General features: G+C 66.2%; 13 protein-coding genes. 6 read left to right on the top strand and 7 right to left on the bottom strand.

The features are described 5' to 3' along the window. Window positions 1-345: 345 nt before the first annotated feature. Complete coding sequence (locus ACVWYO_RS20240) at window positions 346-978, top strand: HupE/UreJ family protein (RefSeq protein WP_457353899.1); 633 nt, start codon at window positions 346-348, stop codon at window positions 976-978. A 1-nt stretch (window position 979) separates the two neighbouring features. Next, window positions 980-1,618 (top strand): hypothetical protein, encoded by a 639-nt coding sequence (locus tag ACVWYO_RS20235; protein ID WP_457353897.1) that lies wholly within the window; start codon window positions 980-982, stop codon window positions 1,616-1,618. 98 nt (window positions 1,619-1,716) lie between these two features. On the opposite strand, the gene ACVWYO_RS20230 is transcribed toward ACVWYO_RS20235, so the two are convergent. After that, window positions 1,717-3,033 (bottom strand): sugar MFS transporter, encoded by a 1,317-nt coding sequence (locus ACVWYO_RS20230; protein WP_457353895.1) that lies wholly within the window; start codon window positions 3,031-3,033, stop codon window positions 1,717-1,719. Window positions 3,034-3,226: 193 nt separating this feature from the next. On the opposite strand from ACVWYO_RS20230, the gene ACVWYO_RS20225 reads away from it, so the two are divergent. Continuing rightward, on the top strand, window positions 3,227-5,041 hold the full coding sequence (locus ACVWYO_RS20225; RefSeq protein ID WP_457353893.1) for an IlvD/Edd family dehydratase: 1,815 nt from the start codon (window positions 3,227-3,229) through the stop codon (window positions 5,039-5,041). A 76-nt stretch (window positions 5,042-5,117) separates the two neighbouring features. Here the strand turns inward: ACVWYO_RS20225 and ACVWYO_RS20220 are convergent, their stop codons facing one another. The 4 genes from ACVWYO_RS20220 to ACVWYO_RS20205 form a co-directional block, all read right to left on the bottom strand. Then, window positions 5,118-6,035, bottom strand: a complete 918-nt coding sequence (locus tag ACVWYO_RS20220; protein WP_457353891.1) for a Gfo/Idh/MocA family protein — start codon at window positions 6,033-6,035, stop codon at window positions 5,118-5,120. A gap of 1 nt (window position 6,036) precedes the next feature. Next, window positions 6,037-7,020 (bottom strand): AraD1 family protein, encoded by a 984-nt coding sequence (araD1, locus tag ACVWYO_RS20215; RefSeq protein WP_457353889.1) that lies wholly within the window; start codon window positions 7,018-7,020, stop codon window positions 6,037-6,039. Between the two features lie 144 nt (window positions 7,021-7,164). Then, window positions 7,165-7,791, bottom strand: coding sequence for a response regulator transcription factor (locus tag ACVWYO_RS20210; protein ID WP_457353887.1), 627 nt, complete (start codon window positions 7,789-7,791; stop codon window positions 7,165-7,167). Further along, entirely contained in the window at window positions 7,781-9,283 is a 1,503-nt protein-coding gene (locus ACVWYO_RS20205) for a PAS domain-containing sensor histidine kinase (RefSeq protein ID WP_457353885.1), read from the bottom strand. Before ACVWYO_RS20205 ends, ACVWYO_RS20210 begins: the two co-directional genes overlap by 11 nt. A gap of 233 nt (window positions 9,284-9,516) precedes the next feature. On the opposite strand from ACVWYO_RS20205, the gene ACVWYO_RS20200 reads away from it, so the two are divergent. Further along, window positions 9,517-10,167, top strand: a complete 651-nt coding sequence (locus ACVWYO_RS20200; protein ID WP_457353883.1) for a BON domain-containing protein — start codon at window positions 9,517-9,519, stop codon at window positions 10,165-10,167. Beyond that, the gene (locus tag ACVWYO_RS20195; RefSeq protein ID WP_457353881.1) at window positions 10,167-11,237 is read left to right on the top strand and encodes a L,D-transpeptidase; all 1,071 of its coding nucleotides are present in this window, start codon (window positions 10,167-10,169) and stop codon (window positions 11,235-11,237) included. Before ACVWYO_RS20200 ends, ACVWYO_RS20195 begins: the two co-directional genes overlap by 1 nt. Before the next feature lie 72 nt (window positions 11,238-11,309). Here the strand turns inward: ACVWYO_RS20195 and ACVWYO_RS20190 are convergent, their stop codons facing one another. Further along, on the bottom strand, window positions 11,310-11,840 hold the full coding sequence (locus tag ACVWYO_RS20190; RefSeq protein ID WP_457353879.1) for an N-acetyltransferase family protein: 531 nt from the start codon (window positions 11,838-11,840) through the stop codon (window positions 11,310-11,312). 326 nt (window positions 11,841-12,166) lie between these two features. On the opposite strand from ACVWYO_RS20190, the gene ACVWYO_RS20185 reads away from it, so the two are divergent. After that, window positions 12,167-13,555, top strand: coding sequence for a M20/M25/M40 family metallo-hydrolase (locus tag ACVWYO_RS20185; protein WP_457355071.1), 1,389 nt, complete (start codon window positions 12,167-12,169; stop codon window positions 13,553-13,555). Here the strand turns inward: ACVWYO_RS20185 and ACVWYO_RS20180 are convergent. Further along, window positions 13,522-14,133 carry a TetR family transcriptional regulator C-terminal domain-containing protein gene (locus ACVWYO_RS20180; protein WP_457353877.1) on the bottom strand — a complete coding sequence of 204 codons (612 nt, stop codon included), beginning with the start codon at window positions 14,131-14,133 and terminating at the stop codon, window positions 13,522-13,524. The two genes, ACVWYO_RS20185 and ACVWYO_RS20180, sit on opposite strands and share 34 nt — an antisense overlap. Window positions 14,134-14,148: the final 15 nt, after the last annotated feature.

Raw genomic sequence — 14,148 nt, 5'->3', positions numbered from 1 at the left:
CGCGCGCTGCGAAAGCGGCGCGCGCTGTAGCGCTCTTTGAGCCGATCCTTTTGACGGGACCGTGATGATATCATCGCGGTCCCGTTTTCGTTTGCGGACGAGCTTGGGCGTCCGACCATGCCGAACCGATAGGCCGTACGGTTACGGAAGTCCGCGTTGGCGCGGCCCGTACGGTTCGTAACTTCACCCTTCAAACCGTTGCGCTACGCTTGCCCGAAATCGAGACTGATGGGGGAGCAGGGTTTGCCGGATCTATCGCGCTACCGGACTTCGTTCGCGCCAGCCTGGCGATTTGCGCTGCTGGCAGTGATTGCGGTGTTGCTCGCGGGCGTATCGGGCGAAGCCTTGGCGCATGCGATCGGCGGGAAGGACGCGGCGTTCGTAGCCGCTACGAAGGGGCCAGCGCCGCTACCGTTTGCCTATCTCGGCGGCAAACACATGGTCACGGGGTATGACCATCTGCTTTTCCTGCTCGGGGTCATATTTTTCCTGACTCGGTTCCGGGATGTCGCGCTCTACGTGTCACTCTTTGCCCTCGGTCACAGCATTACCCTGCTGTCGGGCGTACTGATCGGCTTTGGTCTGAGTGCCTATCTCGTCGATGCCGTGATCGGCCTGTCGGTGGTCTACAAGGCCTTCGACAATCTCGGCGGTTTCGAGACCCTGTTGGGCGTACGTCCCAACCCCAAATGGGTCGTATTAGGCTTCGGGCTGGTTCATGGTCTCGGTCTCGCCACAAAACTGCAAGACCTGCGGCTCAACCATAATGGCCTGCTGATCAACCTCGTTTCGTTCAACGTCGGGGTCGAGATCGGCCAGCTCATTGCGCTCTCGATCATGCTCGCGCTGATCGCGGCATGGCGTCGGACCCGCTGGTTCACCTCAACCGCAATCGCCGCCAATGGGCTGCTGATGATCGCGGGCTTTTGCCTCATCGGGGTCCATCTGGCCGGTTATCTCATCACCAACGGAGCTTGATATGGTCACCACGGAAATCCAGCCCCCGTTGTCGCGTCGCGGGCTGCTCGGCCTTACGGCCGTCGCCCTGCTGGCCGCGCTCGTCATCGTGTTCGGCGCGTTCCTGCCCGCTGAATATCATCTCGACCCCCTTGGCTTGGGACGGCTGACCGGAACCGAACGGATGTGGGCGCCGCCCGAAGAAACCGTCGCTGCAAAGCCTTCATCCGATCCGGAACCCGCAGTTCGCACTTACGCGACCGCGTTTCGAAGCGACGAAATCATCGTCCCGCTTCAGGCGGGTGGCGATCCGTCGCGCAACGACGAGATCGAGTATAAGGTGCATCTGAAAAAGGGCGGGACGTACGTCTATTCATGGGCGGTCATCGGCAGCAGTGGCCCGACCGACGTCTATGTCGAATATCACGGCCACACGCTGGCGAGCCGCGATACAATGAAGGTCGCCTATTACAAGAAGGGCTTTGCCCAGAACGACAACGGCGCCTTCACGGCGCCGTTCGATGGGATCCACGGGTGGTTCTTTCAGAACCAGTCGCTCAAGCCCCTCCGCATCAAGCTGCGGCTGGCGGGGTTTTACGACCTCGTTCCGCCGGGCGAGGCCGGGAATGAAGGCGAACTGGTCGCGAAGCGGCTGGAATAAGGCCGGTCGTCTCACGTCTCAGAAGCCAGCGTTCGCCTTCGTCGGCAGCCGGGGGAGCGACCGATTTGGCCTTTGGCTCCCCGCGACCTTGCCTGCGATCACTCAGGTCCGCTTTGCGCCGTCACCTCAGCGCTCACCCGGCAGCCCCACACCGCATAGAACAGCACATACAGTTCGCATGCCGCGGTCAGCAGGAACGAATTCTGCAGCCCGTACATGTCGGCAAGCTTGCCCTGCACGATCACCAGCGCACCGCCCGCGATCGCCATGATCAGCAGACCCGATCCCTCTTCGGTCAGCGGCCCGAGCCCGCGGATGCCGAGCGTGAAGATCGTCGGGAACATGATCGAGTGGAACAGCCCGACCGAGATCAGCGCCCACATCGCGACATGGCCCGTGGTGAACGTCGCGACGAGCATCACCACACACGCGCCGATGCTCGCGGCGGCGAGGACATGCTCGGCCGGGATGCGCTGCATCAGATAGCTGCCGACGAAGCGGCCGACCATCATGCCGCCCCACAGGAGGAAGAGGTAGTGCGCGGCCTGCTCGTGCGTCGTGTTGCCGATTTCGGGCTGGCTGATGAAGTTGATGAAGAGGTTCCCGACGCCGATCTCGGCGATGAGGTAGATGAAGATCGCAGGGATGCCGAAGATCAGATTGCGGTGCGACCAGAGCGAATGGTTGGCGCGATCGGCCTTGGCGTTGCGCTTGGTCGCGCTGCCCATCGCCGGCAGCGGCGAGCGCGCGATGACGACCGCGAGCAGGACCAGAACGACCGCGACGATCAGATACGGCAACTGCACCGATTGCGCGTCGGCCAGCCGCTGCGCCGGGGTCAGCGCGGCGGCACCCGCCGCCGCCGTGCCCGAGGTCGAGCGGCCGAGAATCAGATACCCGCCGAACAGCGGCGCGAGCGTCGCGCCGAGCGAGTTGAACGCCTGCACCAGATTGAGCCGCGACGACGCGGTCTCGGGCTTGCCGACCACCGCGACATAGGGGTTGGCGGCGACCTGAAGCAGCGTGATGCCGCTCGCAATCACGAACAGGGCGAACAGCGTGACGCCGTAGGACGGGATCCGCGCCGCGACGATCATGCCGAGCGCACCCGCCGCCATGATGACGAGCCCGACCACCAGCGAACGCTGATAGCCGATGCGCTCGATCAGCTTGGCCGATGGGATCGATGCGACGAAATAGGCGATGAACCACACGCTCTCGATCAGCGTGGTCTGGGTGTAGCTCAGATCGAACACGCTGCGCAGATGCGGCAGCAGCGTGTTGTTGATGACCGTGATGAAGCCCCACATGAAGAACAGGCTCGCCAGCAGCGTCAGCGCCGAGCGATAGCGCCCGCCGTCGGGAGACTCGCCCGTGGCGACGGGGGCGTGCGTGGCAATCACGGGTGCGGCCATTCGTAAATCCTCTATCTGGCGATACCGCGCGCGGGGCGGATTGCCTTCTCGTTATTTGTCTGAGTATAAGTCTGGCGTTATCTCGTCAACAGATAGCCTCGGCGACCTGAGAGCGCTGCGCGGGAATTTGCAAGCCCGCCCGCGTCTTCCGAAAGTCGTATCGCTGCTGCTGACCCAGTCCGGACGATCCTGCATGACCGACACGCCTAACGACCTCTCCACCCCGCTGGCCCGGCTGCGCTCGCGCGCCTGGTTCGACAATCCCGACAATATCGACATGACCGCGCTGTATCTCGAGCGCTATCTGAACTTCGGGCTGAGCCTCGAGGAACTGCAGTCGGGCAAGCCGATCATCGGCATCGCGCAGACCGGCAGCGACCTGTCGCCGTGCAACCGGCATCACCTCGTCCTCGCCGAGCGCGTGCGCGAGGGCATCCGCGAAATGGGCGGCATCGCGATCGAATTCCCGGTCCATCCGATCCAGGAGACCGGCAAGCGCCCGACCGCCGGACTCGACCGCAACCTCGCGTATCTCGGCCTCGTCGAGACGCTCTACGGTTATCCGCTCGACGGCGTCGTGCTGACGATCGGCTGCGACAAGACCACTCCCGCGTGCCTGATGGCGGCCGCCACGGTCAACATCCCCGCGATCGCATTGTCGGTCGGGCCGATGCTCAACGGCTGGCACAAGGGCGAGCGCACTGGCTCGGGCACGATCGTCTGGAAGGCGCGCGAGATGCTTGCCAAGGGCGAGATCGACAATGCCGGCTTCATCAAGCTCGTCGCCTCGTCGGCGCCATCGACCGGCTATTGCAACACGATGGGCACCGCGACGACGATGAACTCGCTCGCCGAGGCACTCGGGATGATGCTGCCGGGCTCGGCCGCGATCCCCGCGCCGTATCGCGATCGCCAGGAAGTCGCCTATCTCACCGGCAAGCGCATCGTCGACATGGTCCGCGAGGATCTCAAGCCCTCCGACATCATGACGCGCGACGCGTTCCTCAACGCGATCGTCGTCAATTCGGCGATCGGCGGATCGACCAACGCGCCGATCCATCTTGCCGCGATCGCGCGCCATGTCGGTGCCGAACTCGAGCTGAACGATTGGCAGACGCACGGTCACAAGGTCCCGCTGCTCGTCAATCTGCAGCCGGCGGGCGAATATCTCGGCGAGGATTATTATCGCGCGGGCGGCGTGCCTGCCGTCGTCGCGGAACTGATGCGCCACGACCTGATCCAGGAGGGCGCGCTGACCGTCAACGGCCAGACGATCGGCGACAATTGCCGGACAGCGACGATCGAGGACGATCGCGTGATCCGGACGTTCGAAACCCGTCTGGTCGAGGAAGCCGGCTTCGTCGTGCTCAAGGGCAATCTGTTCGACGCCGCGATCATGAAGACGAGCGTGATCAGCGCGGAATTCCGCGAGCAGTATCTCTCCAATCCGGAGGATCCCGAGGCGTTCGAAGGCCCCGCGATCGTGTTCGACGGGCCGGAGGATTATCATCACAAGATCGACGATCCCGCGCTCGGCATCACGCGCGAGACGCTGATGTTCATGCGCGGCGCCGGCCCGATCGGCTATCCGGGCGCGGCCGAAGTCGTCAACATGCGGCCGCCGGCCTATCTGATCCGTGAGGGCGTCCATGCGCTCCCATGCATCGGCGACGGTCGTCAGTCGGGAACGTCGGCGTCGCCGTCGATCCTCAACGCTTCACCCGAAGCCGCTGCCAATGGCGGGCTGGCCTTGCTCAAGACCGGAGACCGCGTGCGGATCGATCTTGGCCGCGGCACCGCCGATGTGCTGATCTCGGACGAGGAGCTTGCCGAACGGCGCGCTGCGCTGATGGCAACGGGCGGGTATCAATACCCGGCTTCGCAGACGCCGTGGCAGGAAATGCAGCGGGCGGTGGTCGGCCAGCTCAACACCGGCGCGATCCTTGAGGGTGCCGAAAAGTATCAAAGCATCGCGCAGACCCAGGGCCTGCCGCGCGACAGCCACTGAGCTGACGCAAAAAAGGGACGGCGGTTGCTGCCGCCGTCCCTTTCGCCTGCATCCGCAGTGAGGCTCCGCGCTCAGCTCAGTCCTCGAACGCCTCGACCTGACGCCGCTCGGCACGCAGATAGGCGTCGGCCACGTGCCGCAACGGCGCGACGTCGACATCGCTCTCGCCCGCCGCGATCAGCGCCGCGAAACGATCATAGAGCCCGCGATATTCTGCCTCGGGCGGGAGCGTCTGCTCGACGCCGTCGATGCGCAACTCGCTGCCACCCTTCGACAGCAACAGGGTGCCGGCATCGGTCTCGACCTTAATATCCCACGTCTGCGGGCCCGTCTGGCGCCAGTCGAACTCGGCACGGATCGGCGTTCCCGCCGCATCGGTGAAGTGCAGGTCCGCCGCGATCGGCGATGCGCGGTTGGCTGGAATTTCGAGCACGCCCTCGGTCAGGAAGAACCCCGGCAGGATCGCGGTCGCGATCGATAGCGCGTTGATGCCGGGGTCGAACACCCCCATCCCGCCGGCTTCCCAGATCCAGGCTTGCCCAGGATGCCAGTGCCGCACGTCTTCCTTCCATTCGATATGGACCGAGTGCAGCGACCTGTCCGCCAGCCACGCGCGTGCTGTCTCGACCCCGGCGGCGTAGCGCGAATGCCAGCTCGCAAAGAGCGTCACGCCCTTCGCGCGCGCATGGTCCCGCAGCAGTTCGACTTCGGTGAGCGTCGCGCCGGGCGGCTTTTCAAGAAAGACATGCTTGCCGGCAGCGATCGCAACGCGCGCCGCCTCGAAGCGGACCTGCGGCGGCTGACACAGCGAAACGGCGTCGATATTCTCGGTGGCGAGCATCTCCTCGATCGTGGTGTGCGTCACCCCGCGGTCGATCCGTCCGTGCCGGCTGGCGGCGGTGACGAGGTCAAAATCGGGCGAGGCGTCGAGGACGGGGATATGCTGGTCGCGCGCGATCTTGCCGACCCCGACGATGCCAATGCGGATCACCATCTCAAAGCGCCTTTACGGTGACGCGAAGCGGTGCGTCGATCGCGATTGGATTGCGCACCGGCAGATGGAACGGCGCTGCTTCGATCTCGAACACATCGCCCGCCTGGGTCTGGATGCCCTCGCTGAACGACAGCGTCGCGGTGCCGAAAAAATGGACGTGGACGTCGCCGGGGCGGCGGAACAGCGCATATTTGAAATGGTGGTGCTCGAGATTGTCGATCGAATGCGACATGTTCGCCTCGCCTGACAAAAACGGCTTCTCCCACAGCGTCGTGCCATCGCGCACGATCCGGCTCGTGCCGCGCACATCGGCGGGGAGCGCGCCGACGCGCAACTCGGCGCCGAGTGCCGCAGTGCGTAGCTTCGAATGTGCGAGCCACAGATAATTGCCACGCTCGGTCACATGGTCGGAGAATTCGTTGGCGAGGGCAAAGCCCAGCCGCACCGGCGAGCCGTCGGCGTCGATGAGATAGATTCCGGCAATCTCGGGTTCCTCGCCAGCGTCGAGCGCGAAGGCGGGCGAGCGGAGCGGCTCGCCGGGGCCGACCAATTGCGAGCCATCACCCTTATAGAACCATTCGGGCTGGACGCCCTGCCCCGGCTCGGACGGCTTGCCGCCGTCGACCCCCATCAGGAACATCTTCATCGAATCCGTCGGCGCCGGGTTTTCGACCGCGGCACGGTGCATCTTGTCGCGCCCCTCGGCCGAACCGAGATGGGTGAGGCCCGTGCCCGTCAGCAGCGTATGCGCGGGATCGGCATGGTCGATCGGTGCAAGCACGGTGAGCGTCGTCAGATCGAGCACATCGCCGACGCCGGCGCGCTCGACCGCCGCCGCCAAATCGATGCCATCGCCAAGCGCCGTCTTGGCGAGCGCGAGGGTGCTGCTTGCGCCGGGGACGGTTCGAGCAACGCCCTCGGCGTCGAGCGCGGCCACGCCGCGCGTGCCGTCAGCGGCACGAAATTGAACGAGCGACAAACTCATCGTAGCTTCTCTCCAGTGTGCGACCTAACGGCGGACGGGTCGGCACAGCGACGCCCGCCATTAGTCTGACAACCAGCTAGCAGCGCGTCCGCAGATGTTCAACCGAGCTTCCGCCGCCTGCTTCCGGCCGGCGGAGCATGGCGCTCACGCGCCCGTCGGCGGCCCCGGATCGGCCGCGAAGGCGAGCCGCAGGACGTCCGACATCGATCGCACGCCGAGCTTGTGCGTCAGATTCGCGCGATGCGTCTCGACGGTGCGAGTCGAAATGCCGAGCTTGTACGCGGTGATCTTGTTCGGCTGCCCAGCCACCAGTCCGTCGAGCACGTCGCGCTCGCGCGGCGTGAGGGCCGCGAGCCGCACCGACGCCTCGCTCGCATCAACCTGCTGCGCAAACGCCACCTCGAGCCGCTCGAACGCTTCGTCGATCGCATGCAGCAAGGCCGCCTTTTCGAACGGCTTTTCGAGGAAGTCGATCGCGCCTGCCTTGATCGCGCGGACCGACAAGGTGTTGTCGCCATGTCCGGTCAGGACGATGATCGGAAAGGGGATGCTGCGCTCGACCAGGGTGCGCTGGACTTCGAGCCCATCGAGCCCGGGCATCCGGATGTCGAGCAGGATGCATCCCGGGTCGGCCCCGCCGACTGCGCCGAGGAATTCGGTACCCGAGGCATAGGCGCACACTTCGAAACCGGCATTGCGCAACAGGAACCCGGCCGAACGCCGGATCGCCTCTTCATCGTCGACCAGATGGATGATCCGCTTATCCGACATCGGCGAGTTCCCGCGGCAAGGTGAAATGAAAGGCGGCCCCGCCGCCGAGGGCTGGCGCCGCCCAGATCCGACCGTGATGCGCTTCGATGATCGTGCGGCAGATCGAGAGGCCGAGCCCCATCCCGTCTGGCTTGGTCGATGCGAAGGCCTGGAACAGCCGATCGGCAATCGCGGGCGGGATACCGTCGCCGCTGTCGGCGATCGTCACCAGCATCTGGTCATCGGCCGCGATCGCAGTGGAGATTGTCAGGATGCGGCGCGGCGAGTCGGCCATCGCCTGCAGCGCGTTGCGGATGAGATTGACCAGCACCTGCTGGATCTGGACGCGGTCGGCATGGACGCCCTCCTTGTCGTCGGCGAACTCCATGTTGATCGCGATCCCCGTTTCGGCAGCGCCGATCAGGCCGAGCTTGGCCGCGTCGCGCACCAGCGCGTTGAGCGGCTCGCTACATTGTTCGACGTCGCCGCGCGCGACGAACGCGCGCAACCGCCGGACGATCTGACCCGCGCGGATCGACTGCCCGGCCGCCTCGCTGAGCGCTTCGCGCACATCGGCAAGGTCGCGCACGGTCGGCACGGCGAGCATGTCGCGCGCGGTTTCGAGATAGTTGGTGATTGCGGTCAGCGGCTGGTTGAGCTCGTGGGCGAGCGTCGAGGCCATCGTCCCCATCGCGCTGACCCGCGAAACATGGATCAGTTCGGACTGGAGTTCGCGCAGTCGCGCCTCGGCGCGATCGCGTTCGGTCAAATCGCGAACGAAGGCGGTGAGGATCCGCTGCCCCGCGCTGACCGTCTCGCCGACTGCAAGCTCGGCGGGAAAGGTCGTACCGTCGCAGCGAATGCCCGTCACCATCCGGATCGCGCCGACCAGCGTGGCGGTACTGCCGTCCGCCCCGCCCAGCTGGAGCCCGCACAGCAGCGTGGCGAGGTTGCGGCCAAGCACGCCCGGCTCGGCATAGCCGAAACTGCGCTCCGCCGCAGCGCTGAACGATACGATCCGGCCCTGCGCGTCGGTCACGATCATCGCATCGGGAACAGTCGCAAGGATCGACAGCAAATGTTGCTCCCGCCGCGATAACGCAGCTTCCGCGGTCTTCTCCTCGGTAATGTCGCGCACCACCTTGCCGAAGCCGCGTAAACTGCCGGCGTCGTCGTACAGCGCGGTGATCGTCACGCTCGCAAGGAATGACGACCCATCCTTGCGCAGCCGGCAACTTTCTTCCTCGAACCGCCCCTCGGCCGCGGCGCGCACCAGGTCGGCGTCCGGCTTGCCGGCGAGCACATCCGCTGGCGTGTAGAAGACTTCGGCGTGGCGCCCGATGATCTCGTTCTGGCGCCAGCCCTTGATCCGCTCGGCGCCACGATTCCAGATCGTCACATGGCCCTGGGGATCGAGCATGTAGATCGCATAATTGGTCGCACCGTCGATCAGCAACGCCAATTCCTCGGCGAGCTGGCGCGCATCGCTGGCCGGCAATGGCGCGGGCGTCATGCCGGACGATCGAGACGCGAAGCGGCTATGGCGAATGTCCTGGGCGCGCGCAGGCCGGTGTCGGCCGTGCATGGCCAACCAACCGGCCGAGGTCAGCGGGTAGCAGCCTATCATAAGTTCGGTACGGACCAGCATCAATTCGTTAAGCTCCGGGAGATGCGTACTATCCGAGCCTATCGACTGCGGGTTCCGGCGGACAAAATGCCGACACCGCCCGTCGCAGGAGTTCCGCAATGTCGTCCGATCACCATCTGCAAGCCGCCGTCCTCGCCGAGCTCGCCTGGGATCCGCGCATCGATGCCGCGCATATCGGTGTCGCCGCGCATGACGGGATCGTCTCGCTCAGCGGGCATGTCACGAGCGGCAGCGAGAAGCAGGCGGCTGAGGCGATCGCGGGCCGCGTCCGCGGCTGCAAGGGGATCGCCGACGGGATAATCGTTCAGCTCGTGGCGAGCGGGGTTCGCGACGATGAAGCCATTGCCACGGCGATCCTCGATCGGTTCGAATGGGATGCGTCGGTGCCCTCGGGCGCGATCCTGCCCGCGGTCACCAATGGCTGGGTCACGCTGACCGGCGAGGTCGATTGGCACTTCCAGAAGGAAGCGGTCGAGCGCGACGTCCACCAGCTGACCGGCGTCACCGGCTTGACCAACCGCGTTACGATCAAACCGCGCGTCGACGTCATCGGCGTCTCCGACGCTATCCGAGCCGCGCTGCATCGATCGTGGTTCTTCGACCCCGACACGATTTCGGTAACCGTCGAAGGCGGCAAGGTCACGCTTACCGGAACCGTACCGTCGCTGCACGACCACCGCGCGGCCGAACGCGCGGCATGGAGCGCACCGGGCACCGTCGATGTCATCAACAAGATCGCCATCGTGTGATGAGGCGGCGGCATCGCCTGCGCGGCGCACTGTTGGGGGTGGCCGGCGCGGCGCTGCTGAGCGGTGCCGTCTCGGCCGCGCGGTCGCAGGGCACGCAGTCACAGAGCACGCAGTCACAGATTACGCAGTCACAGGGCACACAGTCACAGGCCACATTGTCCGAGTCCGGGATCGACCGCGACGCCGCCGGCTCGCCGCTCCGCTCAGACGGCGCGGTCGAGGCCTTGCGGCCGGGGGAGTATCTTTGGGCGCCGCAGCTTGCCCCGGCGGGGCCGGTGATGATGATCATCAGCCTCTCCACGCAGCGCGCCTATGCCTATCGCAACGGCGTTCCGATCGGCGTGTCGACGGTATCGAGCGGCAAGCGCGGCCATGCCACGCCGACCGGGGTCTTCACGGTGCTGCAAAAGGCAGTGACCCACAAATCGAACCTCTATTCGGATGCGCCAATGCCTTTCATGGAGCGCCTGACCTGGGGTGGCATCTCGCTCCATGCCGGGCACCTACCGGGGTATCCCGCCTCGCACGGCTGCGTGCGCCTACCGCTTGCCTTCGCCAGATTGCTGTACGGCATTTCGAAGCTCGGCATGACGGTGGTGGTGACCGACGCGGCCGAGGTGCCGGTTGCGGCACCTGCCCCGGCGATGCTTGCGCCGCCCCGCGGGGCTGATGCCGTGCTCGAGTATCTGTGGCAGCCCGAGCGGTCGCCGAGCGGGCCGCTGTCGATCGTCATCAGTGGACAGGATTCGCGGGTCGTCGTGCTGCGCAACGGCGTGGAGATCGGATCGGGCGCCATCCGCCTCGATGCCGCGGTCCCGCGCACCGTCGCCTTCTCGCTGCTCGGGATCGACGCTGCCGGCGAACATTGGGTGCGGCTGCCGCTCCCGGGCGATCCCGTGCCAGCGACCGGGGAAATGACCGAGGCCGAGCGGTCGCAGGGGCATCTGCCCGAGGGGCTCCGCGTCGCGATCGCGGGCGCGCTGACGCCCGGCACCACGCTGCTCGTCACGCGCAGTTCGCTGAAAAGCAGCGGAGTCGGCCATCGGCTGACCGTCATCACCGCCGACTGACACTCACCGTTGCCTCATCCCGGTGTCGAGAGAGCGCCGGCGCCACGCCCGCGCTTCGCCCGGCGGCATCGATCATCCGGGCAATCGGGCATCGCCGAGCGCGCGGCTGACACGCAGCAATGTCGGGTCGCCGGGATAGGGCGCTACGGTGAAGCCCATGTCACGCTCGACTTCGATCGCCGCATGATTGTCGCGGCTTTCGATCGCTTCGATCACCTGGACACCCTTGGCGTCGGCGACCCCGGCGAGATGCGCGAGCAGAGTCCAGCCGATCCCATGCTGCTTGAAATCCTTGCGGATCGCGATGGCGACTTCGCCGCGCTCGAACTCCGGGTCGCAGGCGAGCATCGCGGTCGCGATCATCATCGCTCCGTCCTGCGTGAAGGCGAGGAAATTCTCGGTGCGGCGATGATCGACATGCGTCAGCGCACTGATCTGCGCGGACCCGACCTCGTTGAGGCCGGCAAGAAAGCGAAACCGCAGATCCTCGCGCGTGACGTGGGTGAAGAACTCGGCGACCGTGCCATCGTCCTCGGGCCGCGCCGGGCGGACGTGAAAGGTGAACCCGGCGCGGGTGGTCAGGGTCTGGCTCGGCTGGTGCATCGGACGGACTTTCGCGCGGGGGCGAGGCCCGGTGCGAGCGTCGCGAGATCAGCGTCATGCCCTTCCGAGCGCGCGATGACAGCTGATGAAACTACGTAGGATGTGAGCAATCGATGCGGGGACGCACTGGCTGCGGCGCCCACCGCCAGCGCAGCTGCGCCGCCGCCGATCCGAACGCCTGCGCGCGCCATTGCAAACCTTCCCGGATGGGTTCCGACCCGGCCGTCGGCAGCATCGAGGATGCACAGGCCGCCTGCTGGAGCAACGGCTTGCGCCGCCCGCACCGCGCGCTAGGGTCGCGGCGTCTCTCGCCCAAGGACCTCTGCATGCGCGCTGCCCTCGCCTTCCTGCTTTCTACCGCGATCCTGACGAGCGGGGCCGCCCACGCCGCCGCCCCGACGGCGGCGGCGGATGCCGCGCTCGATCTCGCCAAGAAGGCGATCGCGCTGCGCTCGGTGCGGGGCCCCGGCAACCAGACGCAACAGGTAGCCGCGCTCTACAAGTCAGCGCTCGTCGCGGGCGGTTTTGCCGACAAGGAAGTCGAGATCGTGCCGCTCGACGATACCGCCTATCTCATCGCGACCTGGCCGGGCAGCGATCCGACGCTCAAGCCGCTGGTGATCTCGGGCCATATGGACGTGGTCGAGGCCAAGCCCGCCGACTGGCAGCGCGATCCCTTCACCCCCGTGGTCGAGAACGGCTATCTCTATGGTCGCGGCGCGACCGACATGAAGCTCGACGGGACGATCGCGATCGCCGCGCTCACCGATCTGCGGCGCACCGGCTACAAGCCGCGGCGCACGATCATCATCGAATTCTCGGGCGACGAGGAAACCGTGATGAAGACCTCGGCGGTGATCGCCGAGCGCCTCAAGGGTGCCGATATCGTGCTCAATATCGATGGCGGCGGCGGCGTGCTCGACGAGGCGACGGGAAAGCCCAAATATTGGACCTGGAACGGCGCGGAAAAGACCTATGCCGATTTTCGTCTGACCGTCACCAATCCGGGGGGGCACTCGTCGATGCCCCGGCCCGTCAACGCGATCGTCGAGCTGTCGAAAGCGCTCGAAAAGGTCGGCGCGTATCGCTTCAAGCCCGAGCTCAGCCCGCTGACGCGCGAGGCGCTCGGCAAGGCAGCGCCGTTCGAGGAGCCCGCGATCGGCGCCGCGCTGAAGGCGTTCGTCGCCGACCCGACCGACACGGCCGCGATCGCGGCGCTGACCGCCAATCCCGCAACCGTCGGCAAGATCGGCACGACCTGCGTCCCGACCTTGGTCAGCGGGGGCCATGCCGAGAACGCCCTGCCGCAGCGCGCCACTGCCAACATCAATTGCCGGATCTTCCCGGGCCACAAGCCTGCCGAGATCATGGCCGAACTCGGCCGTGCGATCGGCGATCCCGGCGTGGTGCTGAGCGACGTGACCGAGGGATCGGTCCCCAACGACGCCTCGCCGATGCGCCGCGATTTCATCGCCGCGATCGATCGCGCGATGGGCCAGGTCTATCCCGGCGTGCCGGTCTTCCCGGCGATGGCCTCGGGCGCGAGCGACAGCATGTGGTTCCGCTCGCATACCGTCGCGAGTTATGGCGCGAGCCCAACCTTCATCAAGCCGTCGGAGGATTTCAGCCACGGCCTGAACGAACGCGTACCCGTCGCGACGATCGCGCCGGGAATCCGGTACTACCGACTGCTGTTCGCCGATCTCTCGAAATAGCCGTCGAGCTGACGCGCGGCGAGGTCGCGCGCCTCGTCGGGCGTGAACGCGCCGGGCGACAGGCACAGTTCGAGCCATAAGCCATCGACCAGCGCGGTGATCGCGATCGCCGCGAGGCGGCGTTCGGCGGGGGCGAGGCCGCACGTCGCGAGCAACGCGGCGAGATCGTCGCGATAGGATTGATAGATCGCGTCGTGCTGCGCGGCGATCGGGGCTTTGCCCGACAGGCTCCAGAACGCGATCCAGGTCGCGAACAGCCCGCGATCGGCGATCGGCGGCGCAAAGCTCGCCGTGACATAAGCGGCCACCCGCGAACGTGGGTCGGGATCGGCGGCAGCGACAGCGGCAGCGAGCGCGTCGCGCACCTGCTGGCCGGTCGCGGCATAGGTCTCGGCGACGAGCGCGTCGATGCCGGCAAAATAGTGCCCGACCAGCCCCGGCGACACCCCTGCCTCGAGCGCGATCGCGCGGACCGATGCGCCCGTCGCGCCGTCGCGCGCGAGCACGCGACCGGTCGCCGCGATCAGCGACTGGCGCCGCACGTCGGGTTCGGAGCGAACGAAAGCAGGCTTGCTCATGGCGTGAGCCTATTA

This window comes from Sphingomonas sp. UYP23 (assembly GCF_054059235.1).
The sequence above is the reverse complement of the archived record's forward strand: the minus strand, read 5'-3'. Positions and strand labels throughout refer to the sequence as shown.